Source organism: Streptomyces sp. NBC_01622 (assembly GCF_045209635.1).
Lineage (GTDB): Bacteria > Actinomycetota > Actinomycetes > Streptomycetales > Streptomycetaceae > Streptomyces.
Genome location: NZ_CP109293.1, coordinates 6008397 through 6032468, shown reverse-complemented (window position 1 = coordinate 6032468; position 24072 = coordinate 6008397). Strand labels below are relative to the sequence as shown.

The following is a 24072-nucleotide window of genomic DNA, read 5'->3' as shown; positions in this document are numbered from 1 at the left end:
TCGCCTCCGTCCCCGGCCGACCCGAGTGGCGACCGGCGCGGCCTGCCGGGGCGGCGCCCCCATGGAAAAGAGCATGCATGAACCCGGTCGACGTCGTGCGGTTCATGGTCCGACGGGTCTGTCCGGACTCGGTCCCGCCCACGGCGCTACCCACCGACGCGGCCGCGGCGATCTACGACACCTTCGTCCCGTTCCTGCGCGACAGCACGCGCACCCTGCTCGTCGTCACGTTGTCCGGCCACCTGAAATGGACAACCACTGGTGTCATCGCGGCGGGAGCCCTGGCGGCGGTCCTCGCGGACGTCTCGGGCCCGGCGGCCGGGCATGAGGACCGGGCGGCGGCCCCGTGAGCCATGGCCAGGAAACCCAGCCCCGCCCCCGCGTCCCTCAGACCCAGGGTGGTGGAGCGGGTCCTGGCGGGCCTGCGGTCCGGTCCGCTGGCCCGGCTGCTTCCCCGCCTGTCGGCGCTCAACATCGTGGAGGGCTCCGTGAGGCTGGCCGCGCAAGCCTTCCTCACCGCGCTCCCGCTGCTGATGACCGTCGCGGCGTTCGCCCCCGAAGGGGTGCAGGACCTGCTGGCCGACTCCGTCCGTGCCGTTCTGGGGGTGCGGGGCGACACGCTCGACGAGGTACGCCGTACCTTCTCGGCCACCGGCACACCACGAGACGCCGCCGGAACTGTGGGCGTGGTGGTGACCCTCGTGTCCGCCACGGCGTTCAGCCGGGCGCTTCAGGCGGTCTGCGAGCGGTGCTGGCACCTGCCCCGCACACCGGTGCGGGGCGCGGTCTGGCGCTGGCTGCTCTGGCTGCTCGTCTGGCTGGGTGTCCTCCTGGTCCAGGCGCCGCTGCGCAGCGGACTGGGAGTCGGCGCGGTGACCGGACGGGTGCTGTCACTCCTGTCGTCGACGCTGCTGTGGTGGTGGACCCAGCATCTGCTGCTGGGCGGCAGGATCGGCTGGCGGAACCTGCTCCCGGGAGCGCTGCCGGCGGGCACGGGCACGGTCGTACTGAGCTGGGCCGCCGGTCTTTTCGTGCCCACGGCCATGCAGCGCAGCCTTCAGGAGTTCGGACCGCTGGGGCCCGTCTTCACTTTCCTGTCCTGGTTGATCGCCGTGTTGCTGGTGGCGGTCTCGGGCCTCGCCCTCGGCGAGTACGTCGCCTCCTCCGACTGGTACCGGTCAGCCGCCTCCCCCCGCCGTACGCGGGCCGAACCCTGATCCTGCCGCCGGAGCGCGTCCATCGAGTGGCGGGCCGCCCGCAGGATCACCCGCGTCGGGTGAGGCCATCCGACCCCGGCCGCGCCCACGCTGAGACTGCACGCAACGGCGGCCGGGCGAGCGCCCGGGACGGAGGAGAAACATGAGTACGCAGACGTACCTCGCGTACGACTATCCCCTGCTGAGCGTCTTCTGGAGCATTCTCCTGTTCTTCCTGTGGATCATGTGGTTCGCCCTGCTCTTCCGCGTCATCGTCGACATCTTCCGTGACGACGACATGAGCGGCTGGGCGAAGGCCGGCTGGCTGGCGCTCACCATCCTGCTGCCTTTCCTGGGCGTCTTCGTCTACGTGATCGCACGCGGCAAGAACATGGGCCGCCGGGAAATTTCCCAGGCGCGAGCACAGCAGGAAGCCTTCGACGCCCACATCAGGGAAGCGGCAGGCGTCCAGGACCGGCCCAGCAGCATCGACGAGCTCGCCAGGCTGTCCGACATCCGTGCCCGCGGCGACATCACGGACGAGGAGTTCCGCAGGGCCAAGGAACTGGTCCTGACCGGCCACGGCCCGGCTGAGCACGCCGGCTCCACCACCCACACACCCGGTCGCTGAGCACGTGGACACCACGAATCGAGGCACAAGATGACCGCGACATACACCCAGCCGGCACACACGGCGAAGCAGGAATGGGCAACCGGCCTGGCCGCCTTCGCGGCCGTGATGCTCTTCCTCGTCGGCCTGCTCGACATATTCCGGGGCATCATGGGCATCGCCGAGGACGACGTCTTCGTGACGACGCGCAATTACGTGTTCCGGTGGGACCTGACCGGCTGGGGCTGGATGCACCTCGCACTGGGAGCGCTCGCCGTGATCGTCAGCATCGGGCTGCTCCGGACCGCAACGTGGGCGCGCGTTGTCGGCGTGGCCATCGCCGGACTCGTCATCATCGCCAACTTCCTCTCCCTGCCGTACTACCCGGTGTGGTCGGTCGTGATGATCGCGATCTCGGGGTTCATCATCTGGGCGCTGTGCACGGTCCAGCGCGACAACCTCTTCGACCTGTCCGAGGAAGGTCCAAGGTACGAGGAGCGCCAGCCGCCCAGGACCTCGTATCCGCACGGGCCCGCCTGAGCGGTCAGAGTGTGAAGCGGCGGCCGGGGCGGAGCGGCCGGGGCGGAGCTGCCGGTGTCCAGGAATTCACGGATCGCTGAGCGGCAGCCCCGTGCCTCGATGGGCGTCGTCGAGATGAACCGCGCCGCCCACCGCTGAGTCATCCGCCGTCGCTCTCGTGCACGCAACGGCACGAGAGCGGCGGCGGCAGCCCACGAACACACAAGACGAAGACGAAGAGCGCACAGTCCCCCACGCTGCGACCCGCAGCCCCGGCACGCCGCTGCCTGGGCTGCGACCCGCAGCCCCGGCACGCCGCTGCCTGCGAGCATCCGCATGCCTGCCTGTACCCGCCCGCCAAGGGTGCGTCCCGCGCCCGGCCCTTACGTCAGCCGCCTCGTCGCATGGCCTGCCGTACCGCACTGTGCCGCGGCCTCCGTGGCGGTGACTGCGCGCCGCGGAGGGAGTCGCCTTGACCGGCACCGCATCACCCCTCACCGACATCGCACGCTCCCGACGCTTCCCCCGTGGTCTGTTTGTCGGCCCGGGGTGGCGCGCCCTCACAGTGGTCACCCGCGGGTGTTCCAGAACGCGCAGTGGTGGCGGGACTCCGCCGTGTGGGTGGGGGCGATGTGGTCGGGTGCGAGGGAGAGTACGGTGCGCCGGGGCCAGTGCGGCGATGACGGGCCGTTCGGGTCGGCGGTGCGGGCGAAGCGGGTCCAGTAGTCGATCATGGTGTCGGCCAGTCGGTGCTGTGCCGCGGTCAGGTCGCGGGGGCGGCCGCCCAGGTCGAACAGGTAGGGCAGTTCGCTCGCGTGCGGTGCGCCGAGCGGGAACGGCGGCGTGCCCGAGGTGAGCGGCGGGGCGTGCTCGTCGGCGAACTCGTAACGCCAGGTGGGGACTTGGGCGCTGCGCAGGGCCGCGTCGGTGTCTGCCGTCGGGCAGGCGAAGTTCGCGTCGCCGATGACCGCGCCGAACACCGGCCCTCCGTCGGTGCGGTGCACCGGGTACTCGCGGACGATCGCCTTGGCCTGCCCCGGGGAGGGGAAGAAGGCGGACACGACGTCGGGCCAGGTATCGGGGGTGACGGGGTTGCCGGCCTGGATGATCCCGGCGGCCCAGCCGTTGCCCTCGTCGTGGTTGTTGCCGATGAGTACGGGGACGTGGTGGAAGCGGCCGGCCGCGATCGCCGCACCGGGGTCGGCGGGCAGCAACGGGGTGGCGTAGGCGGGCTGTTGGTCGGTGTCCTGGGCCGCGAGCAGGCGCGGGACGGCCACGCGTCGTAGGCAGGACAGGACGTCGTGGGTGGAGCCGCAGCCGACCTTCGCCGCGAGGTCCGCGCCCGTGGCGCGCGCCGTGGGCAGGGGGACGGAGGACGGGGCGAAGGGCCGGTCGGGGCGAGCGGTGCACGGACCGCTCTCGATGATCGCCCGGTCGAAGAGGCCCGCGGCGGCGGGTGAGGCGAGCTGGGCGCAGACGCTGTAGCCGCCGGCGGACTCACCGGCCAGCGTCACGTTGTGCGCGTCGCCGCCGAAGGCGCCGATCTCGGTGCGGACCCAGCGCAGTGCCGCCTGCTGGTCGGCCAGGCCGAAGGTGCCGGAGCCGGGCAGCCCGCTGTGCGCGAGGAAACCGAGGGCGCCGAGGCGGTAGTCGACGGTGACGAGCACGACGTCGCCCCGGGTGGCCATGCGGTGGGCGTCGTAGGAACTGCCCGCTCCGGTGGTGAAGCCGCCGCCGTGCAGCCACACGATCACGGGCCGGAGGCGCGCGGGTCCCGCGTCGTCGGGCGTGGTGACGTTCAGGTGGAGACAGTCCTCGTCGGTGCTGCCGCCGGGCACCTCGCCGGCCGGCTGCGGGCAGGCGGTCGCGGGCCGGGTCGCGTCCCGTACCCCGGGCCAGGGGGCCGCGGGGCGGGGTGGCGCCCAGCGGAGCCCGCCGACCGGGGGCGCCGCGTACGGGATGCCCTCGAAGGTGCGGTAACCGTCGTGGGCGGCGCCTCGCACCAGGCCGCCGTCGGTTCGTACGGTCGTGGCGGCGGGCTGAGTCGGTGGCGCTGCGGACCAGGCCGTCGCGAGGACGGCGGTCAGGGCGCAGCCCAGGGTGGTCAGGACGCGGTGCATGATCATCGTCTCCCCGTTCGGTCAGCCGCCGCCCATGCCGCCCTTCGCGGCGATCATGGTCATCGGCAGAGTGCGTACGGCCTTCTCCAGGCCCGGCGCGAGAACGGCCAGCGACCCCGTGCAGGCGTCGATACGGTCCCGGAAGGTCTTGTGGTCCTGCCGTGGGACGACCGAGCGGATGCCGCCCGCCGCGGCCAGTGCCAGCAGCGCGGCGTCGGCGGCGGGGAGTTCCCGGACGGGGCGGTCTCCGTGCAGCGCCGCCGATACCCGGGCGCGGAGTTCGGCGGGCACGGCACGGTCCGTCACGGTCAGGCGCCGGGTGCCGAAGGGGATGCGGGGCGCCTTCACGGTGAGTACTCCCGCCGCCGCGAGCCGGTCCTCCACCTGGGTCAGGGTCTGCTTGCGGTGGCGGCGGACGAGGTGCTTCCAGCCGCGCCCGGCGGCGGCGTCGCGCAGCACGCCGTCCAGGACCGGGTCACCGGTCGGCTGTGCGCCGGACACGGTGACCTTGCCGCCGCCGTCCTCCGCCAGCCGGCCGCGCGACGCGAGGTCGACCAGGGCGGCGGCACGCACCAGCAACTGGGTGCGGGAACGGTCGTAGGGGCCTTCGGCCGCGTCGTCGTGGGCGAGCAGATACATGAGGCAGGCCAGATCGTCGTTCACACCTCGACGCTATGGCCGGGCACCCCGGCCACGGATCGGCCCCGGGGACGGAACGGCACTGGGAACGCAGGAGGACCGCGGCCCGGTCTCCTCCTTGAGGAGGAGGCGTTGTCAGGGGCGGCGCGGCTGCACGAGGCCGTGGTCGTAGGCGGCGACGACGGCCTGGACACGGTCGCGCAGGCCCAGTTTGCGAAGGACCGCGGTGACGTGGTTCTTGACGGTGGCCTCCGACAGGCGCAGCCGCTCGGCGATCTCCGCGTTCGACAGCGCCTGCCCGATCAGGGTGAGCACCTCCCGCTCGCGTCCGGAGAGATTCCGCAGCGAGGGCGGCGGCGCCGCGTCGGGCGTGGTGCGCAGGAACCGGTCGAGGACGCGGCCCAGCACAGCCGGTGCCAGCAGCGCGTCGCCGCGCGCGGTGAGGCGGATCGCGTCGACGAGTTCGGTGGGGCGCATGTCCTTGAGCAGGAAACCGCTCGCCCCGGCCCGCAGCGCGGCGACCACGTGCGCGTCCGCGTCCCAGGTGGTCAGCACGAGCACCCGGGCCCCACTGCCCGACTCCGCGATCCGCCGGGTCGCCTCGATGCCGTCCACGACCGGCATGCGTACGTCCATCAGCACCACGTCAGGTGCCAGTTCCCGCGTCAGCCGCACCGCCTCCCCGCCGTCGGACGCCTCACCGACCACCTCCAGATCGTCCCGGGCATCGATGATCATGCGGAATCCGGTACGGACCAGGGCCTGGTCGTCGGCCACCACCACACGCAGCGTCATGACACGCGCTCCACCGGCAGCCGCGCCGCCACCTCGAACCCGCCCTGGGGCAACGGACCGGCGCGCAGGCTGCCGCCCACGAGCCGGGCGCGCTCCCTCATCCCCACCAGGCCTCGTCCCGCTCCGGCCGCGTCCGAACGGCCCTGTGGCGTACGCCCGTTGTCGACCACCGAGACCGTCACACACTCCCCTTCGACGCTCACGCACACGCCCACCTCGTCGGCGCCGACCGCGTGGCGCAGGGTGTTGGTGAGGGCCTCCTGGACGATCCGGTACGCCGCCAGACCCACTGCGGCCGACAGCCCCTCGAAGGCGCCCTCGCGGTGCACGCTCACGGTCATCCCGGACGCGCGCACGGTGTCGGCCAACTCGTCAAGGCGGGCAAGCGAGGGCCCCGGCTCCCGCTGCTCACGGGCTCCGCCGTCCCCGGCCTCGTCGGCCTCGTCGGCCTCGGGTCCGAACGCCTGGAGCAGCAGGCGCAGTTCCCCGAGCGCCGAGCGGGCGCCCGACTCGATGGCCCGCAGCGCCTGGCGGGCCTGGTCGGGGCGTTCTGCGAACACATCATCCGCGGCACCTGCCTGAATGACCATCACGGACAACGTGTGCGCCACCACGTCGTGCACCTCGCGCGCGATCCGCGCCCGCTCCTCGACCACGGCCCGGCGCATCTCCGCCCCCGCCCGTGCCTGCTGCGCCCGGCGCCATTGCCCCGCGGTCCACGCGAGGACCACCGCCAGCAGATAGACCGTCACCCCCGTTGGGCCGCCACCCGCCCCGAACGCCAGCGGCACCGGCAAGCACATTGCCGCGAGCGCCCGCACCGACGCCCGCCGCGGCCTGGTGGCCGACAGCACGCACAACGCGACCTGCGCCGCGAGCAGCGCCCCCGTCAAGGACACCGCGGGCAGCAGCGTCCACACCGCGAGCCCGGTCGCCGCGTTCACAGCGAGTACGGCAACCGGGGCCCGCACCTGCCATCTCAGGGCGCAGACCTGCACAAGAACCAGGGCCACGGCCACGAGCAGTCGCCAACCGCGTTCCGCGCCGGCGACGAGCACCGCCGTACCGGGTACGGCGAGCACCAGACCGGCCGACCCCCACCACAGCGCCCGCACCGCCCGCGACGACAGCTCGCTCCGCGCCTCTCCGGCGAACACGTCGCCCGGCTGTCTGCTGCTGGGGTCCACTCCCCGACCCTACCCAGCGACCGGGCCGTCCCTCGCGACGTGCCTGTGCTGGTGGTGTCGGTATCCGGCGGCCGGGCCGTTCGATCTTCCGGCGGTCACTCCGTGAAGCGGCGGTGTCGCTCAAGGCCCAGGTCAGTCAGACCCGGGTCAGATCACGCGGAAGAGGTCGGCGGCCGCGTGGACGTCGGTGAAGTCCTCGATGGAGCGCAGGTTGTCGCACAGGGCGTCCAGGACCGAGTCGGCTTCGGCGACGCGCGGGGCGCCGATGGCCACGCCGAAGACGCGGAAGCCCAGCCGGTGCTTGGCCTCGTTCCAGCCGCGCATCCATGTCCCGGTGACGCCGCAGTCGTCGTCGGTGAGCATCACGATGTCGCCGCGCGCGCGGGTGGTGTCGTTGAACTCCGCCTCCAGCAGTTCGCCGGCCGCCGACAACGGCCGCTGGTAGCTGGTGCCGCCGCCGAGGAAGGTCTCCGCGAAGTCGAGGACCTGGGCGATGCCGGCGGGCCGGTCGGCCGGGAAGCGGAAGACCTGGAGCTTGTCGGCGGCGGAGAAGAGGATGCCGACGAAGTCGCGTCCCGCGTGACGGGCCTGGTCGAGGAGCGCGAGGGCGCATGCCTTGGCCCACGCCTCCCGGGTGACTCCGCCGGGCCCCGCCTCGTACATGGAGTGCGAGGTGTCGACGCACGCGATGACGGCGCCCTGGCCGGTGCTCTGCTCTCCCTGGCTGTCGTAGAGCATCAGCTCACCGGCGGCGTAGCGCACGGCGAACACCGCGCGCAGTGCGGGCAGGCCGAGGTTGGCCAGTTCGGAGGGGATGACGCGGGAGAGGTCGTCGCCCAGGGTGACGCCGACCAGTTCTCCGGTGGCGTTCTCGACCTTGCGGGCGCGCTCACCGTCGGCCATCTGCCGGAAACGGCCGATCAGTTCGGCCCACTCGGCGAGCCGGCCGGTGCGCAGCCGCTCGGCGAGCCGGGCCCGCTGGTCGAACGGCATCCGCTCCAGTTCGCCGGGACCGACTCCCCATGCCCGCATCAGCGCGCCCTCCTCCCGCGCGGCCTCGGCGGCCTTCGCCACCGCGTTCCGCGCGGCGGCACGGATACCGGGGGCCGCCGCCGTGAGGGCCTGCGCGGCGGTCCGGGCGGCCTGCCGCGCGGTGGCCTCGGCGGCGTCGGCGGCCTCGATCGCCTGGTGTACGGCATCGTCGGCGGAGGACGGCACGGTGCCGTCCTCGTCGGCCTCGTCGGCGGCCTCCTGGAGCGCCTCGCCCACGGTGGTCGCCGCGCCTTCGGCGGCCTGCCGGGCCTTCCTCGCCTGCTCGGCCTGATCCCGGGCATCCCGGGAGCTCTCCAGTGTCCGGCGCAGCGCGGCGGCCTGGGCGAGTACGGCCATGGCGGCGGCGTACGGGTCGCCGACCGTCTCCCGGTGCAGCTCGGCGAACTCCGGTGAGTCCAGGAGCGAGGTGATGATCTGGTGGTTGACCAGTCGGGAGGGGTCCATCTCCGCGCGCTCACGCAACCGCGGTCTGACCTTGTAGGCGGCCAGGAACACGTCGGTCAGGACGTCGATGGTGTGGTCGTAGCGCTGGTTCAACTCCTCGGCCAGGTCCCGCAGTCCGGCCGACTGCCCATAGGTGTCCTGCCAGGTGAACCGGTCGAACCGGTCCGCGACCACCGCCGTGGTCTGCTGCTCGGATGCGGTGGCGGATCCGCCCAGCCACCTCCCGGCCCGGCTCGCCAGTTCGTCGAGCCTGCCCCCTGTCTCGTCCATGGGTCCTGCCCCCCCGGTGTTCAGAGTTGGGCCTGCACCATGCTCGCGTCCATGCCGAGGGCCTCGGTGAGAACGCGGGCGCGGACGGCGCGCTGGCGGCCGGTGACCCGGTCGATGGCGGCGGTGGAGCGGCCGGCGCCGGCCGCCTCCTCACGCAGCTTCTCCAGTCGTTTCCCCGCCGTGGCGAGCTGGTTGTGGGCCTTCTTGATGACCCACTCGCTCAGCGCCTCGCGGGACTGCCCTGCCATGGCGTCGAGTTGGGCCTCCAGTTCGTCGATGGTGTCGGCCAGGTCGAGTGCCTCCTTGGCATCGGGGTTGACCAGGTGCAGCACCTCGCGCTCGACCGCCGGGCGTTCGGCGGGGGAGTTCCACAGCACGTGCGTCAGCACCGACAGGTCGGTCTCGGCTACCGCCGGGCGGCCGTCGAGGTACGCGGACGCCTGGAGCAGGCCCACCGCCTGCCGCCAGCGGCGGTCGGAGGCGACGAGTTCCCTGCGGCGCAGGGCGGCCCGCAGGGTGCACACCGCGTCCACGATCACGTCGGGTACGTCCACGGCCGGGACGGCCTCGGTCACGGCGTGCTGCAGCGCGGCCAGTTCGACGGTGGTGCGGGTCGGTGGCGCCGGCCGGCTGACGGCGGAGCGGACCAGCGCGGCGAAATGGGAGGGGTCTTCCAGGTACCCGACCTCGATCCGCACCAGCAGGCGGTCGTAGATCGCGGCCGTGTCGTCCCCGCCGGGCAGTTCGTTGCTCGCCGTGATGGCCCCTATCAGGGGGCAGTTGATCGGCTCGCCGCCGCTCTCGGGGTGGTAGATCCGCTCGTTGAGAAAGCCCAGCGTCTCGTTCAGCGCCGCCGTGGAGCACTTGAAGATCTCGTCGATGAACGCGATGTGCGCGGTCGTGGCGCGACCGTCGTAGACCTGGCGGTACTCGCCCCGGGCCAGCGCCGCGACATCGATGGGGCCGAACATCCTCGTCGGCGCGGTGAACTTCGAGAGGAGGATCTCCCAGTAGGACGCCCCCTCGAACCTGCCCGTGAGCTCGCGGGCCAGCTCGGACTTCGCCGTTCCGGGCGGGCCGAGCAGCAACGAGTGCTGTCCGGCCAGCAGCGTCACCACCAGCGTCCGCACCACGTCAGCCCGCTCGTAGAAGCGGTCCGACAGCTCGTCGCTGATCGCCCGTAGTCTCATGGCCGTGTCCTGCGCGCCCATGGTCAACTCCTAGATTATGACGCCCTGTTGGGCTGACGAGACGGCCCCTCCCATGAGGCTACGACGAGGTGTGAGGCAGCTGAGGGAAGAACTTGCGGGACGGGACCGCTCTCCAGGAACAGGGATTCATGCGGCCGGCGTCTCGCCCGCCTTGTCCGCGACCCCGACGTCCAGCAGTGCCTCGTCCGCCGAGCCCAGGAAGTCGAGGGACTCCTTGTCGAAGACCCAGACCGTGCGGCCGTCGCGCTCCTTGAAACTCAGGCCGATGCCCGAGCGGCCGGTGTAGTCCTGGGCGTCGGTGACGACCGAGACACCCGGGATCTTCGCGGCCGCGCGGTAGAGCGCGGCGTCCAGTTCGGGCAGGAGCGTGGCGTCGGGCAGCAGGTCGCCGATCTTCTCCAGCGCCGCGCTCTGTCTGGTCTGCCCCTCCCCCTTCGTGCCGGCGTAGATCTTCGCCAGCAGTGCATCGGGGTCGGTGGGCAGCGCCTGAAGCTCACGGAACGTGGTGACGTCCGGATCGGGGCTCAGCCTCATGTCGTGAGTGCCCTTGGAGTACGAGGAGAACGGGTCCCGGGGACGGAACGGCGGACCCACCAGCACCGTGACCCGGCGCAGTCCCGCGCGCTTGCCGTCGACGGCGGTCCAACTCGCTTCGCGCAGGATCCGGATGTCCTTGTCCGAGAACGTCATGGAGCCCTGAGTGCGGACATAGATGTACTGGTCGTCCCCGACGGACACGGACTTCTTCGCGGCGGCGACCTCGGCGATGCGATTCAGGAGGTCGACCGCGTCCGCGTCGTTCGTGGCGGTCCTGGACCCTACGACGCCGGCGAGGACCGCGTGGTCACAGAGCCCGTCGCCCCGGGCGCGCGTCCGCCCGGGCAGCGCCGCGAGATCGAGCTCAGCGCCGTCGCTTCCCGAGCTGAGAGCGCGAGTTCGACACACGCTCCCCGAGGGCTGCCGGATCGTCGTCGGCCTGTGGCGTGAACTGCTGGTCGATGATGTCGCGGAGTTGGTGGCGGCCGGCGATGCCGAGCTTGGGATAGGAGCGGTACAGGTGTGAGGCGACGGTGCGGGGGGACAGGAACAGGCGGTCGGCGATCTCGGCGTTGGTCAGACCGTGCCCGGCGAGGACGACGATCTCCCGCTGTTGGGCGGTGAGGCCGTCCAGCGCGCCCGGGGCGCCCTGCGGAGCCTGCACGTGCACGCCGCAGGCACGCAGCTCGGATTCCGTGCGCCGGGTCCACGGTGTCGCGCCGAGGCGGCGGAACGTTTCCAGGGCGGTCACGAGGAGGGGCTTGGCGTCGTTGATCCGGCGCTGCCGGCGCAGCCACTCCCCGTAGTCCAGCTGGAGCTGGGCCCGTTCGAACGGCCAGGTGTCCCCGGTGGGATCGGCGAGGGGCGCGGCGAAGTGGGCTTCGGCGCTGGCGGGCTCGGCGAGCAGTCCGCGGGCGCGGGCCGTGAGTTGGGCCAGGCGCGGCCCGGGCGCGGGGTCCAGGCGGGCCAGCGCGCGCTCCAGCAACGTACGCGCTTCGAGGCGCCGTTCGGCGCGCGCCGCGGCGGCGGCGAGGTCGGCGACGGCAAGGTAGGAGAAGTGGTGGTGCAGGGGGGTGCCGTCGGCGGCGAAGAGGCGGCTGAGCTGCGCGTACGCGGTCGTGTAGGTGCCCTGGGCCAGCGCGGACAGACCTGCCGTCTGCCAGATCCTGGCGGCGAACCCGCGGTATTCGCCGGTGTCCACGGCGCCGCGCACGCGGGCCAGCAGCGGTGCCACCCGGTCGTGTTCGCCGCGCATGGCCGCCACGACGGCCGTGGTGAGGTCGGCCGAGCCCGCGACGGTCTCCATCTTGTACGCGGCGGCGATGTCGCCCGCCTCCCGGGCGGCGGCGAGTGCGTCGTCCCAGCGGCCGCTGTCGACGTACGCCCATTCAAGTGCCGACAGCACACCGCCGCCGGCACCGCGGACGCCCGGGGCGCGCAGCCGGCTGAGGGCTTCGCGCAGCACCCTGACCGCCAGTTCGGTCTCGTCCAGGACCCAGGCCGCCGCGCCGAACGTACCCGGGTCCGAGAGGGGGCCTTCCGCTGTGCGGCGCAGGCGGGGGACGAGGTCGGCTCGTTCGCCGTACGGGTCCGTGCAGGCCCGGATCCAGAGCCGGTACTCGGCCGCCGGGGCCGGCGCCGGCCCGTCCTGGGAGTCGAGCAGGTCGAGGGCGGCGCGTGCCCTGGCGGAGACTTCGGGGAGTCCGGTCTGGTGGGCGACCGTGGCGGCCATCCAGGCGGCCTGCCACGCGAGGGCCGGCAGCCTGGGGGATGCCTCGGCGGCGACGGACAGGAGTGTGTCGAACGCGTCGGCGTTGCGGTCGGACCACAGCAGCGACCAGCCGATGTCCAGCCGGGCGGCGATGCACAGGTCCGGGTCGGAGGTCAACGTGAGGACCCGGCCCGCCAGTTCGCGTACCCAGTCGGCCTGTCCGGCGGGCAGGGCAAGGTCGGCGGCGGCCAGCAGCCGCCGGGCCTTGTCGCCTTCGGCGGGGCTGAGCTCGGCGGCGCGTTCCAGGGCGCGTGCCGCCGCGGCGGCGCCGCCGCGGCGCTGTGCCTGGGCCGCGCTGTCTTCGAGCAGCGCGGCCAGGTGCTCGTCGGGTTCCAACGCGGAGGCCGCCAGATGCCAGGCATGACGGTCGGGCCGGTCGCGGAGCGCGTCGGCGACCTGTCGGTGCGCCGCGGCCCGCTCGGCGAAGGGCGCGGCGTGGTAGACGGCCGACCGGGCGAGCGGATGGACGAACCGCGGGCCCGGCGGGTCCAGCCGGATCAGGCCCGCCGCTTCCGCCGGGGCGAGCGCGTCGGCGGAGAGCCCTGGTACGGCTGTGGTCAGGTCGGGGCTGTCGGCAACCGCGGCGAGCAGCAGCGCGGTTCGGGCCGCCGGGGGCAGAGTGACGTACTGGGCAGCCATGAGGTCGGTCAGCCGTCCGGTCAGCGGGAGTGGCTCGGCGGTCCATCGGCGGCCCGCGTCGGGATCCGCGGCGATCGCCCTGGCCAGCTCGATCAGCGCCAGCGGGTTGCCGGCCGCCTGGGCCAGCACCTGTTCCCGCAGCCGGCCGTGCGGCGGGCGCGGTTGCGCGTCCAGGAGCAGGCCCGCGTCCGGCCGGGTGAGGGGTCGCAGCAGGAGCTGCGGGAGATCCCGCTCGAAACCGGCGGGAGGCACGGTCCCGCGCGCCCCGGCCAGCAGCACGAGCTGCTCCGATTCCAGGCGGCGGGCGGCGAAGGCGAGCGCGTCGAGGGAGGCACCGTCCAGCCACTGCGCGTCGTCGGCCGCCACCAACAGCGGCTGCTCGTCGGAGAGTTCGGACAGCAGGGTGAGTACGGCGATCCCGGTGAGCAGGGCGTCGGGCGGCGCGGGGTCGTCGGAGAGCCCGAACGCACCGCGCAGCGCCTCGGCCTGGCGGGTCGGCAGGTGGGCCACACGGTCCAGCACCGGGCGCAGCAACTGGTGCAGCCCCGCGAACGCCAGGTCCCGCTCCGACTCGCTGCCGGTGGCCGCCAGCACCCGCATCCCCACCGCCCCGGCCTCGCGCGCGGCCTCGGCCAGCAGGACGGTCTTGCCCAGACCAGGATCGCCCAGGAGCAGCAGAACGTGGCTCTCCTTGTGGGGCGGAGCGATCAGTTCCCGCAGCAGGCACAGCTCCTCCCGCCGCCCGATCACGTTCGTGTCCTCGCGGGTCATCTCCTTGCGGGTCATCGCGGAAACGCCACCCTCACCTCGTTGTGCAGTCAGGTTGCGGATACCGGACGGCCGCCGCACGGCACAGGGTCGAGTGTATGGATGCTGTCGCCCGCGCCGCCCCCTGCGCCGGTCCCCGCGCGCGAGGGAACGCGGGTCCGTGATGCCGTATGTCAGGGTCGGCCGGGAGAACACCGGTGACATCCGGATCCACTACGAGGACCACGGCGCGGGCCCGCCCGTCGTCCTGGTCCACGGCTACCTCGCCGACGGGAGCTCGTGGGAGAAACAGGAAGCGGCGCTGCTCACGGCCGGGTACCGCGTCATCGGCTACGACCGGCGCGGCGGCGGCCCCTCCAGCCGGCCTGCCGTGGGCTACGACTACGACACGCTCGCCGCCGACCTGAACGTGCTGCTGGACGTCCTGGACGTGCGGGACGCTGTGCTCGTCGGCTGCTGCTCCGGCACCGGGGAAGTGACCCGGTATCTGGGAACGTACGGGCAGCGGCGGGTCCGCGGCGCGGCGCTGCTGGCGCCTCTGCCGCCGTTCCTGCCCCGGTCCGACGGCAACCCGGAGGGCATCGCCCCGGGCGCCCTCGACGCCTTCCTCGGCGAGCTGTCCGCCGACCGCCCGGCGGCGATCAAGACCTACCTGGACCGGTACTACAACATCGACTACTACAACACCGACTACCGCGACGACTCCTGCCCGCTCGGCGGGATCCGGGTGAGCGACCAGGCATGGCAGAACAGCTTCCACGTCGCGCTCCGGGTGTCCGCGGTCGCGGCCCTGGGCTGCGCGGTCGCCTGGCGGGAGGACTTCCGGGCCGACGTCGCCCGCATCACGGTCCCCGTCCTGATCGTGCAGGGCGCCCAGGACCGGGTCATGCCGCCCGGCGCGACCGGGAGCCGCCTGGCCACGATGCTGGCCGACACCCGCCTCGCGGTGCTGCCGGACGGCGGTCACGCGATCCTCTGGACACACGCCGCCCAGGTCAACGAACTGCTCGTCGGCTTTCTGCGGGCCCTGTGACCCGGACGTCGGCCCGGGGCCGGTGACCTCTCGGCGCAGTGCAGTCAACATGCGGATTCCGCCGCCGCGCCGCGGCTGATTCGCTCGGGGCATGGAGCTCAACTCGTACTCAGGTCTGCCGAACGAGCGGGTCAAGGCCGCGAACGGCATCGACTACGCGTACCGCGACACCGGGCCGCCGGACGACGGCGCCGGTGTACCGCTGGTCCTTCTCCAGCACTTCCGTGGAAACCTCGACAACTGGGATCCGGCGCTGATCGACGCGCTGGCACCGGCCCGGCGGGTCATCGCCTTCGACAACGCCGGAGTCGGCGGCTCCACCGGGACGACTCCGCGCACCGTGGACCGGATGGCACACGACGCCATCGCCTTCGTCGAGGCGATCCTGGCGACCGGGGGTCCGGGCCTCGGCGAGGCCCCGGGCCCCGTCGACGTACTGGGCTTCTCCCTCGGCAGCTTCGTCGCACAGCGGATCGCCCTGACCAGGCCGGCGCTCGTCAGAAGGCTGGTCCTCGCCTCGTCGGCCCCGCAGGGCGCCGAGGGCATGCACGGCTGGGCCTCCGAGGTCATCGGCGCGATCGGCAACCCCGAGACCAGCCCCGAGGAATACCTGAGCGTCTTCTTCGCCCGGTCCGAGGGAAGCCTGCGGGCCGGCCGGCAGACCCTGCAGCGGATCTACGGCGCCCGGAGCGCGGACCGGGACCGCGCGACGGACTGGGCGACCCGCGAGGCGCAGTACGACGCGGTGTGCACGTGGGGGATCCCCGATCACGCGAAGCTCCAGCGGCTCGGCTGCCTGCGGATGCCCGTGTTCGTGGCGAACGGCGACAGCGACCCGATGATCCTGCCGCACTACTCCCACCTGCTCGCGGGTCTGATCCCGCAGTCCCGCGTGAAGATCTATCCCGACGCGGCGCACGGGTTCCTGTTCCAGCACCACGCGGAATTCGCCGCGGACGTCGACGTCTTCCTCGACGGCCCCTGATGACCGGCACCCACATGATCGTCCTGCCCGGCGGCGGGTACGCCATGCACGCCGCGCACGAGGCCGAGCCGGTGGTGGACTGGCTCGGCGGCATGGGCGTACGGGCGAGCGTGTTCCGCTACCCGCTCCACGCCCGGCACCCGGAGCCGCTCGACGCGCTGCGCGCCGAGATCCGCCGCCGGCGGGCGGCCGGCGCACGGCGCATCGGCCTCATCGGGTTCTCCGCGGGAGGTCATCTGGCCGGTCTTGCCGCCCTCGCGCCGGGCACCGGGCCCAGTGAGGCGCCCGATGCGGCGGTGGACTTCGCCGTGCTCGGTTACGCCATCACCTCGATGGAGACCGAGACCTACCGTCCGGCCCGGCTGATCCTCCTCGGCGAGGACGCCGGCCCCGGGCTGCGCCGGTCGACGTCGCTGGATGCGCTGGTCACGCCCGAGGCGCCGCCGTTCTTCGTCTGGCACACCGCGGAGGACCCGTACGTCCCCGTCGAACACACCTACCGTCTTGCCGCGGCGCTCGCGGCCGGCCAAGTCCCGCACGCCGTGCACGTGTTCGCCCACGGCCCGCACAGCCTCGGCCTCGCCCGGAACGCCGGCGAGGCCGCGATCTGGACCACGCTGGCGGAGGCCTGGATCCGCGAACAGGTGTGACCGCCGCCGCCTGCCTCACTGCTGTTCCCCGGCCATCGCCTGCAGTTCCGCGATCTGCTTGCGCGCCGCGGCGACGAGTTCGTCGTTGGTGTGCGCGTGACCGCCCAGTCCCCACCCGCCGGGCGCGGCCTCGGTCAGCAGCATCCAGGTGCGGTCCGCGAGCGTTGGATCACCGGCTGCCTCCGCGACCATGCCGGTGAACCGGCTCACCACCGCGAGCTGTTTGTCCCGGTCGAGAGCGCCCGCGTTGGTCAGCACCTGCACGCGTACGTAGGTGGGCGAAGGCCGCGGTGTTCCGGCGGAACATCGGGATGTCCGGAACCTCCTCGATGGCCCTCAGCGTGGCGGCGAGGTCCTTGGCGAGCTGGTGCCCGTCCGTGAAGGTGCCCGCTGTGGCGTTACGTCGATCATGGGCATGGCGCACTCCTTGAGTGCGGGTGTCACCACCACTTGGCTTCGAGCGCGCGGCCGGTGCCGCCGGTCCGGTCGAGCGCGTCGAGTTCGGCCATGTCCTCGGCCGACAGGGTGAAGTCGTAGAGCTGCGCGTTCTCGTGGATGCGGTCGCGGTGCGTCGATTTCGCCACGACCACGAGTCCGTGCTGGAGGCCCCAGCGCAGCAGCACCTGTGCTGGTGTCCGGCCCGTCCGCCGGGCGATCCCGGCGACGGTGGTGTCGTCGACGTACCGGCCGGTGCCCAGCGGGCTGTAGGCCTCGACGGCGACGTCGAACCGGGCGCAGGCGTCCAGGAGCGCCTGTCGGCGGTGCGGCGGGTTGAACAGGATCTGGTTGACGGCGGGCGGGACCGTTCCCCCGGCGATCACGGTCTCCAGTTCGGCCACGTCGTAGTTGGAGACCCCGATGGAACGGGCCAGCCCCAGCTCCTTGGCACGTTCCATCCCGGCCCAGGCACGGGTCGGGCCGCCCGCCGGCCAGTGGACCAGGTAGAGGTCGACCTGGTCCAGGCCGAGGCGCCGGAGGCTGGCTTCCGCCTGGGCGACGGGATCGTTGCCCCGCGGCTGGAACTTCGTGGTGATGAACACCTGATCGCGCGGTACGCCGCTGTCGCGGAGGGCGCGGCCGACGCTCTGCTCGTTGCCGTAGGCCTGCGCCGTGTCGATGTGCCGGTAGCCGGCGTCGAGCGCCCAGCGCACGGCGTTGACGCACTCAGGTCCGTCGGGCACCTGCCAGACGCCGAGGCCGAGCACCGGCACCTGGTTGCCGTCCGCCAGCGGGCGCGTGCCGCCCCCGGGTGTGGCCGCGTTCGGGTTCATGGGCACCAGCATCCGGCAACGCACCGTGGAGTGGTATCAGCAACGTGACTGCAGCCGGCCGGCCGCGGCCCGCGATGCAGTCAACATGCTGATACTCGGCCACCGTCCCCGGGGTGACCATGAGGTCCAGCCGAATCAGCGATGCGGGACGATGCCGGAGAAGGCGATGAGAAGACGATGAGCCTTGACTTCGACGTGTTCGTGGTGGATCCCAAGCCGATCCCGAGTGCGGTACCGGGATTCGAGGAGGTGATGGGCCCGGCGACCTGGCCGCCGTCCACCTCGACGCTGATCGGCGATGACGACGGCGCCGTGCTGGTCGACTGCCTCATCACCGTGCGAGAGGGCCGGGAACTGGCGGCATGGGTGAAGTCCCACGACCGCGAGCCCGACTACGTGTACATCACCCATCCGCACGCCGACCACCTCCTCGGGCTGCCGGAGATCCTGGCGGCGTTCCCGCGGGCGAGGCCGGTGGCCCTGGCCGAATCCGTCCCCGCGATGGAGGAGCAGATCTCAGCGGGGTACATGCGGGTCTGGGGCGGGTTCTTTCCCGGCCAGTTGACGGGCGAGCCCGTCGCGCCCGGGCCGCTGACCGGCCGCACGATCCCGATCGGAGGCTCCTCGGCCACGGTGATCCCGGTCGGGACCAGCGACACCGTGCATTCCAGCGTCGTCCATGTCCCGGAGCTGAGCCTGGTCGTCTCCGGTGACGTCGTCTACAACCGGACGCACATGTGGCTGGCGGGATCGACACCGGACTCCCGGGCCGACTGGGCGCGAGCGCTGGACGCCGTGGCGGCGCTGGGGGCCGACACCCTGATCGCCGGCCACCGGGATCCGCGGGCCCCCGACGACGACGCCCACCGCCAGGTCGAGGAAAGCCGCCGCTACCTGGCCGACTTCGAGACGGCGCTGGCACGCAGCTCATCACCGGGCGAGCTCATCGACCGTATGACGGCCGCCCATCCCGAACTGGCGAACCCCTACACACTGTGGGTCGCCGCCCACGACCTGCTCGCCACCGGAACCTGACACGGACAGCACAGACGGCACGGACACGCGGGTGCTGAACCTGCGCAGAATGACGGCCCGCCGGACCGACGAGGCGTACCGGTCCTCCACCCCGCTGGAACTCTTCTTCGACCTCTGTTTCGTCGCCGCCGTCGCGCAGGCCGCCTCCCATCTGCATCACGACCTGAGCTCCGGACACCTCGGCCATGCCGTGGGCAACTACCTCTGGGTGTTCTTCGCGATCTGGTGGGCCTGGGGGAACTTCACCTGGTTCGCCTCCGCGTACGACAACGACGACGACGCCTATCGCCTGCTGACCATGGTGCAGATCGCCGGGGCGCTGACCCTGGCCGCCGGCGTACCCCGGGCCTTCGAGTCCGGCGACTACCTCGTCATCACCGTCGGCTACGTGATCCTGCGGCTGGCCATGGTCGTGCAGTGGCTGCGGGCGGCCGGAGCCGATCCGGAACGGCGCACGACCGCCCTGCGGTACGCCGTCGGCTACGCCCTGGTGCAGGTCGGGTGGGTCGCTCGCCTCGCCTTCGACCAGCCGACGTACCTCTATGCCGGGCTGGCGGTGGCCGTGGGCGAGTTGCTGGTCCCGATCTGGGCCGAGCGGGCGCGGATGACGACCTTTCACCCGGAGCACATCACCGAGCGGTTCGGGCTGTTCACCATGATCGTGCTCGGCGAGGCCGTGCTGGCCGCGACCACCGCCGTACAGACCGCGGCCGACTCGCGCGACGGCCTCGACATCGGCCTGCTGGTCCTGGCAGGCAGCGGTCTGCTGCTCGTCCTCAGCCTGTGGTGGCTCTACTTCGACCGGACCACCCAGCGCATGCTGCGTTCCATGCCCACGACGATCATCTGGGGCTACGGCCACTACCTCGTCTTCGCCTCGACCGCGGCGATCGGCGCCGGACTCGCCGTCGCCGTCGACGCCCTCACCGGCCATGCGCACCTCACCCACCCGCAGCAGGGCCTGGCCGTCGGCATCCCCCTCGCCGCCTGGATCGCGACGGTCCGATGGCTGCGCGTGGGCCCGCCACTGCGCGGCCCCGCCGTCGCGGCCTCGCCCGTGGCCGCGGTGCTGGTGCCGGCCGCGGCCTGGACCTCCGCGGCAGTGCCCCTGATGGCCGCGATCACCGCGGCGCTGGCGGCGGTGACGACGTGGGCCGTACGGCGGACGGGCTGATCACTCGACGCCGGGACGTACTTCGTTCTCCGACAGCCGACGGATGTCGCTCGCTGCGACGCGTACGTCGAGCCCGTCCACCCGGTCACCGGTGACCCCCACGTCACATCAACCCGCTTGCCGCTCAAGGAAGTTGACCACCGGTACAGGCAGCCGGCGAGGATATTTTCGGCATCGGGCGGGGAATGGCACCCACGGAGGTGAGGCCGATGTGGCCATGGTGGGCGGGAGACCGGTCGTTTCCCCACCGGACCCGGAGCGATGCCGTGGTGCCGCCCCTGCCCCCGGCCCTGAGAAGGGCCGCGGCCCGTGCGCGTCACCGTGACCTCGGACAGCACCCGGGGCCGGACGAGGAGATCCGGCGCGGCATCGTCCTGGCCCCGGCCGACCCCTCCCAGTGGACCCACAGCCACCGCCTCGTCGACTCCCTCGAACCCCGGGACCGCCGACGGCTGGGACTGGCGCTGCTGAGCAACCCGCACGACACCAGGGGCGACATCTGTATGGAGGCCGCGCTGACGCGGCACCCGTGCGGCTGGTCCCCCGAGGAGGCAGAGGAACTGCTGGCCCTCGCCCTGCCGGAGATCGATCACATCCCCTACGGGTTCCACCAGGTGTGCCGGTGCCTGGGGTTGCCGCTCGCCGCCGTACGGGAGCAGGAGCCGTCCGAGCGGGCCCGCTACCGGCCTCGGTTGCGGGCCGTCGTGCTGGGCGCCCGTAACCACCATCACTCCGGTCGCTTCGAACAGTGTCAGTGGCATCTCTCCGTCGAGGAGGCCGCCGCGCTGCTGGACCTGCCGTACGACCGCGAGGTCCTCGAGAGTCTGTCGCGGGTCCTCCCCGACCGGGGCACCAGCGGCAACCGGGCATTGAGCGAACTGGGCACGCTGGTCTTCGAACCCGGTGTGCTGGACCTGCTCGCGGTGCTTCTCGCCATCGACAGCTTCCGTCCGGCCCAGTCCTGGCTCGGGCAGGTCCGTGAGCGACTGGAGATGGTCCCGGTCGCCCCCGAGGTCGTGGGTGCCCTGCTGCGCATGGACACCAGCTACCCCGGCCACATGACCGAATCGGCACTCAGCAGGCAGGCGCCCGTCCTCGACCAGGCGACGCTCATGGCCGGAGCCGCCTGGGCGGCCTGCCTCAGCGGAGACCCGGCCCTCATCGGGCTGGTGGCCGCGCAGGTGCTGGGCCGCGGCCTCGACCGGCGGCTTCCGGGCCTTCCGGACCGGGACATCCTCCCGGCGCGGGCGGGTGTCACCGCCCTGAGTGCCGCGGCCGGCATGCCCGGGCTGGGCCGGCACCGAAGGGCGCTGTCAGGACTGCCGCCCGAGGCAGCCGCCGCGGCGCGCGCCGCGCTGGACGCGATCGCCGACGAGTTCCTGTCCGAGGGAGCCCGCGAGCTGGCCCTCGACCACCACACGGCCCACCTGGCCGTACGTCCGGACGGCTCCGTGGGCGTGGAGATCCGCACCGACCGGGGACAGCCGGTGACTGCGTACGGGATGCGTCACTTCAACGGGAGATACGTCCTGGAACTGACCGCTTTGCGGCTACGGCTCCCGCGTCTCGCCGCGCGGGCCGACCGCGAGCGTGGCGCCCTCGCCGAACTCCTCGCCACCGGCACCGCGCTGACCGGTGAGGAGTTCAGCGCCCGCCGGCTCGACCACGATGTCGCCGGGCCCCTCTCCCAGGCCCTGGTCTGGGAGGCGGAGACCGCCGACGGCACCTTCACCGGGCTGCCCGTGCGCGGCCCCGGCGGCCGGTGGCTGCTGCGGGACATCCGGGGTCGGACGCACGAGGTCACGGCCACCGACACGGTACGTCTCTGGAATCCGGTCCACGCCGATCGGGCACAGACCCGCGCCTGGCAGACCCATCTGGAACTCGGCGGCCTGAGACAGCCCATTGGCCAGGTGCCCGTACGACGGGGTGCGTCCCGCCGCCCGGTGGGGGACACCAGGCCACCGCGATCGTCCTGACGTGACGCCCTTCCGCACTGCGGTCACGCGTCGAGACGGCGCCCGGCCAGCCAGGTGACGATCTGGATGATCAGCGTTCGAGCATCCGAGCCTGGGCCTCGGTGTGGGTGTCGCCCGCGGCGGGCGGCAGGCTGCTGAGCTTGTCGAACTGCTCGCCGGTGAGGGTTACGGCGTCGGCGGCGGTGTTCTCCTCGACGCGGCCGACCCGCTTGGTGCCGGGGATCGGGGCGATGTCGTCGCCCTGGGCGAGCAGCCAGGCCAGCGCGATCTGGGCGGGTGTGACGCCGACCTCGGTGGCCAGGGCCTTGACCTCGTCGGCGAGGGCGAGGTTGCGGCGGAAGTTCTCGCCGGTGAAACGGGGGTTGTCGCGCCGGAAGTCGGAGGCGTCGAACTGGTCGGTGGAACGGATGGCGCCCGTCAGGAAGCCGCGGCCCAGCGGGGAGAACGGCACCAGGCCGATGTTCAGCTCCCGCAGCACCGGCAGGACACGGTCCTCGATCCCCCGGGTCCACAGTGAGTACTCCGACTGCACCGCGGTGACCGGCTGGACGGCGTGCGCGCGCCGAATCGTGTCGGGGCCCGCCTCCGAGAGGCCGAAGGCGCGCACCTTGCCCTCGGCGATCAGCTCGCCCACCGCGCCCGCGGTCTCCTCGATGGGCGTGTTCGGGTCGACGCGGTGCTGGTAGTACAGGTCGATGTGATCGGTGCCCAGCCGCTTGAGGGAGCCCTCGACGGCGGTGCGGATGTTGGCGGCGCCGGAGTCCTGGTTCCAGACGCCCGCACCGGCGTGCGAGACCATGCCGAACTTCGTGGCCAGCACCACCTTGTCCCTACGGCCCCGCAGCGCCCGGCCGATCAGCTCCTCGTTGGTGTAGGGGCCGTAGATCTCGGCGGTGTCGATGAGCGTGACCCCCAGCTCCAGTGCCCGGTGCACGGTCCTGATCGACTCGGCGTCGTCGGTGCCGGAGCCGGTGTAGCCGTGGGACATGCCCATGGCGCCGAGGCCGATCCGGGAAACCTCCAGGTCACGCAGTTTGATGTAGTGCATTTCGCCCTCTCCGGTTCATCGCGTCGCCCGGCGCTCCCAGCCTCACCCGGCCCGGCGGATCGTGCCCGTGGTGGCCGGGGTGCCGGCGCCTTGCTCCTTCACGTTCGCCCGGATCGCGACGGTGTGGCAGGGCGGGCTCTTCAGGGGTAACGACAGGGCCCCCCTCCCGCCTGCGCGACGGGTGGGGTGCGGGCGAGACTGGACGCATGGCAACCGAGAGCGCGCACAGCGAGGGCGCCGAGCTGGGCCGCTTTCTGCGCGCCCGCCGCACCCAGACCCGCCCCGACCACGTCGGCCTCACCGTCGGCGCCGGCATCCGCCGCACCCCCGGGCTGCGCCGCGAGGAGCTGGCCACCCTCGCCGGCATCAGCATCGACTACTACGTGCGCCTGGAACGCGGCAAGGAGACCCGCCCCAGCCCCGCCGTCCTCGACTCGCTCGCCCGCGCCCTGCACATGGACGACCAACAGCACCAGCATCTGCGCGAACTCGCGGCCCGAGCCGCCCGCTACGCCCCCGAACCGCCGCCCGCGCCCAGCCGCACGGTCCGCCCCCACCTCAAGCTGCTGCTGGAATCGCTCCGCCCGAACCCGGCGTACGTCATCAGCCGCAGCATGGACCTGCTGGCCTGGAACCCCGGCGGACTCGCCCTCTACGCGGGCCTGGACGACTGGCCGGTCAAGCAGCGCAACCTGGCCCGCTATTTCTTCCTGCACCCCGCGGCCCGCGACCTCTTCCACGACTGGGAATGGCAGATCACCAACTGCGTCGCCCGCCTGCGCGCCATCGCCGGCACCGCCCCCGACGCACCCGACCTCACCAACCTCGTCGGCGAACTCCTCCTCAAGAGCCCCGACTTCGCCGGACTCTGGGAGCGCTACGAAGTCACCGGCCGCAAACCGGCCCAGAAGACCTTCCACCACCCCCAGGTCGGCACACTCACCCTCACCTCCCAGTCCCTGCACATCGAAGGCACCCCCGGCCAGCGCATCGGCGTCTACGCCGCCGAACCCGGCAGCCCGGACCACGACGCGATGCTGCTGCTGGACAGGGTCGACATGGGTGACATGAGTGACATGACCGCAGCGCGGCCGGCCCGACGGCCGTAGGCCGGGCGGCGGGGCGTACCGCGGTACCA

22 protein-coding genes are annotated in these 24072 nt (G+C 72.5%); 11 read left to right on the top strand and 11 right to left on the bottom strand.

Annotated elements, in window-relative coordinates; translation table 11 throughout:
* Positions 1 to 77 precede the first annotated feature (77 nt).
* The 4 genes from OH768_RS27750 (at position 78) to OH768_RS27735 (ending at position 2346) form a co-directional block, all read left to right on the top strand.
* Positions 78 to 350 (top strand): hypothetical protein, encoded by a 273-nt coding sequence (locus OH768_RS27750; RefSeq protein WP_406465838.1) that lies wholly within the window; start codon positions 78 to 80, stop codon positions 348 to 350.
* Between the two features lie 3 nt (positions 351 to 353).
* Complete coding sequence (locus OH768_RS27745) at positions 354 to 1217, top strand: YhjD/YihY/BrkB family envelope integrity protein (RefSeq protein WP_406458018.1); 864 nt, start codon at positions 354 to 356, stop codon at positions 1215 to 1217.
* A gap of 142 nt (positions 1218 to 1359) precedes the next feature.
* Positions 1360 to 1827, top strand: a complete 468-nt coding sequence (locus OH768_RS27740) for an SHOCT domain-containing protein (RefSeq protein ID WP_406458016.1) — start codon at positions 1360 to 1362, stop codon at positions 1825 to 1827.
* A 30-nt stretch (positions 1828 to 1857) separates the two neighbouring features.
* Positions 1858 to 2346: a hypothetical protein gene (locus tag OH768_RS27735; RefSeq protein WP_406458014.1), complete on the top strand. Its 489-nt coding sequence runs from the start codon at positions 1858 to 1860 to the stop codon at positions 2344 to 2346.
* Between the two features lie 548 nt (positions 2347 to 2894).
* Here OH768_RS27735 and OH768_RS27730 read toward each other — a convergent pair.
* The 8 genes from OH768_RS27730 to OH768_RS27695 all read right to left on the bottom strand — a co-directional run bounded on the left by OH768_RS27730 (position 2895) and on the right by OH768_RS27695 (position 13777).
* Positions 2895 to 4451, bottom strand: a complete 1557-nt coding sequence (locus tag OH768_RS27730) for a carboxylesterase/lipase family protein (RefSeq protein WP_406458012.1) — start codon at positions 4449 to 4451, stop codon at positions 2895 to 2897.
* A gap of 15 nt (positions 4452 to 4466) precedes the next feature.
* Entirely contained in the window at positions 4467 to 5108 is a 642-nt protein-coding gene (locus tag OH768_RS27725) for a GPP34 family phosphoprotein (protein WP_406458010.1), read from the bottom strand.
* Between the two features lie 111 nt (positions 5109 to 5219).
* Positions 5220 to 5879: a response regulator gene (locus OH768_RS27720; RefSeq protein ID WP_406458008.1), complete on the bottom strand. Its 660-nt coding sequence runs from the start codon at positions 5877 to 5879 to the stop codon at positions 5220 to 5222.
* A complete protein-coding gene (locus tag OH768_RS27715) occupies positions 5876 to 7066 on the bottom strand; it encodes a sensor histidine kinase (protein WP_406458006.1) in 1191 nt (396 codons plus the stop codon). The genes OH768_RS27720 and OH768_RS27715 overlap by 4 nt, the downstream gene beginning before the upstream one ends.
* Before the next feature lie 147 nt (positions 7067 to 7213).
* Positions 7214 to 8833, bottom strand: a complete 1620-nt coding sequence (locus tag OH768_RS27710; protein ID WP_406458004.1) for a VWA domain-containing protein — start codon at positions 8831 to 8833, stop codon at positions 7214 to 7216.
* A gap of 20 nt (positions 8834 to 8853) precedes the next feature.
* Positions 8854 to 10044, bottom strand: a complete 1191-nt coding sequence (locus tag OH768_RS27705) for an AAA family ATPase (protein ID WP_406458002.1) — start codon at positions 10042 to 10044, stop codon at positions 8854 to 8856.
* Between the two features lie 126 nt (positions 10045 to 10170).
* Positions 10171 to 10989, bottom strand: coding sequence for a CU044_5270 family protein (locus OH768_RS27700; RefSeq protein WP_406458000.1), 819 nt, complete (start codon positions 10987 to 10989; stop codon positions 10171 to 10173).
* Positions 10946 to 13777, bottom strand: coding sequence for an AAA family ATPase (locus tag OH768_RS27695; protein ID WP_406457998.1), 2832 nt, complete (start codon positions 13775 to 13777; stop codon positions 10946 to 10948). Before OH768_RS27695 ends, OH768_RS27700 begins: the two co-directional genes overlap by 44 nt.
* A 145-nt stretch (positions 13778 to 13922) precedes the next feature.
* On the opposite strand from OH768_RS27695, the gene OH768_RS27690 reads away from it, so the two are divergent.
* The 3 genes from OH768_RS27690 to OH768_RS27680 all read left to right on the top strand — a co-directional run bounded on the left by OH768_RS27690 (position 13923) and on the right by OH768_RS27680 (position 16427).
* Complete coding sequence (locus OH768_RS27690) at positions 13923 to 14792, top strand: alpha/beta fold hydrolase (RefSeq protein ID WP_406457996.1); 870 nt, start codon at positions 13923 to 13925, stop codon at positions 14790 to 14792.
* 91 nt (positions 14793 to 14883) lie between these two features.
* Positions 14884 to 15777 (top strand): alpha/beta fold hydrolase, encoded by an 894-nt coding sequence (locus tag OH768_RS27685; RefSeq protein WP_406457994.1) that lies wholly within the window; start codon positions 14884 to 14886, stop codon positions 15775 to 15777.
* Entirely contained in the window at positions 15777 to 16427 is a 651-nt protein-coding gene (locus OH768_RS27680; RefSeq protein WP_406457992.1) for an alpha/beta hydrolase, read from the top strand. The genes OH768_RS27685 and OH768_RS27680 overlap by 1 nt, the downstream gene beginning before the upstream one ends.
* A gap of 15 nt (positions 16428 to 16442) precedes the next feature.
* On the opposite strand, the gene OH768_RS27675 is transcribed toward OH768_RS27680, so the two are convergent.
* A complete protein-coding gene (locus tag OH768_RS27675; protein WP_406457990.1) occupies positions 16443 to 16691 on the bottom strand; it encodes a 4-oxalocrotonate tautomerase family protein in 249 nt (82 codons plus the stop codon).
* A gap of 176 nt (positions 16692 to 16867) precedes the next feature.
* Positions 16868 to 17698: an aldo/keto reductase gene (locus OH768_RS27670; RefSeq protein WP_406457988.1), complete on the bottom strand. Its 831-nt coding sequence runs from the start codon at positions 17696 to 17698 to the stop codon at positions 16868 to 16870.
* 177 nt (positions 17699 to 17875) lie between these two features.
* On the opposite strand from OH768_RS27670, the gene OH768_RS27665 reads away from it, so the two are divergent.
* From OH768_RS27665 to OH768_RS27655, 3 genes are all read left to right on the top strand, one after another.
* A complete protein-coding gene (locus OH768_RS27665; protein ID WP_406457986.1) occupies positions 17876 to 18733 on the top strand; it encodes an MBL fold metallo-hydrolase in 858 nt (285 codons plus the stop codon).
* Positions 18734 to 18782: 49 nt separating this feature from the next.
* Positions 18783 to 19907, top strand: a complete 1125-nt coding sequence (locus OH768_RS27660; RefSeq protein WP_406457984.1) for a low temperature requirement protein A — start codon at positions 18783 to 18785, stop codon at positions 19905 to 19907.
* Between the two features lie 266 nt (positions 19908 to 20173).
* A complete protein-coding gene (locus OH768_RS27655; protein WP_406457982.1) occupies positions 20174 to 21886 on the top strand; it encodes a DUF4132 domain-containing protein in 1713 nt (570 codons plus the stop codon).
* Between the two features lie 70 nt (positions 21887 to 21956).
* Here the strand turns inward: OH768_RS27655 and OH768_RS27650 are convergent, their stop codons facing one another.
* Positions 21957 to 22934 carry an aldo/keto reductase gene (locus OH768_RS27650; protein WP_406457980.1) on the bottom strand — a complete coding sequence of 326 codons (978 nt, stop codon included), beginning with the start codon at positions 22932 to 22934 and terminating at the stop codon, positions 21957 to 21959.
* Between the two features lie 206 nt (positions 22935 to 23140).
* Here OH768_RS27650 and OH768_RS27645 point away from each other — a divergent pair, with 206 nt between their 5' ends.
* Positions 23141 to 24043 carry a helix-turn-helix transcriptional regulator gene (locus OH768_RS27645; RefSeq protein ID WP_406457978.1) on the top strand — a complete coding sequence of 301 codons (903 nt, stop codon included), beginning with the start codon at positions 23141 to 23143 and terminating at the stop codon, positions 24041 to 24043.
* The last annotated feature ends 29 nt before the right edge of the window (positions 24044 to 24072 follow it).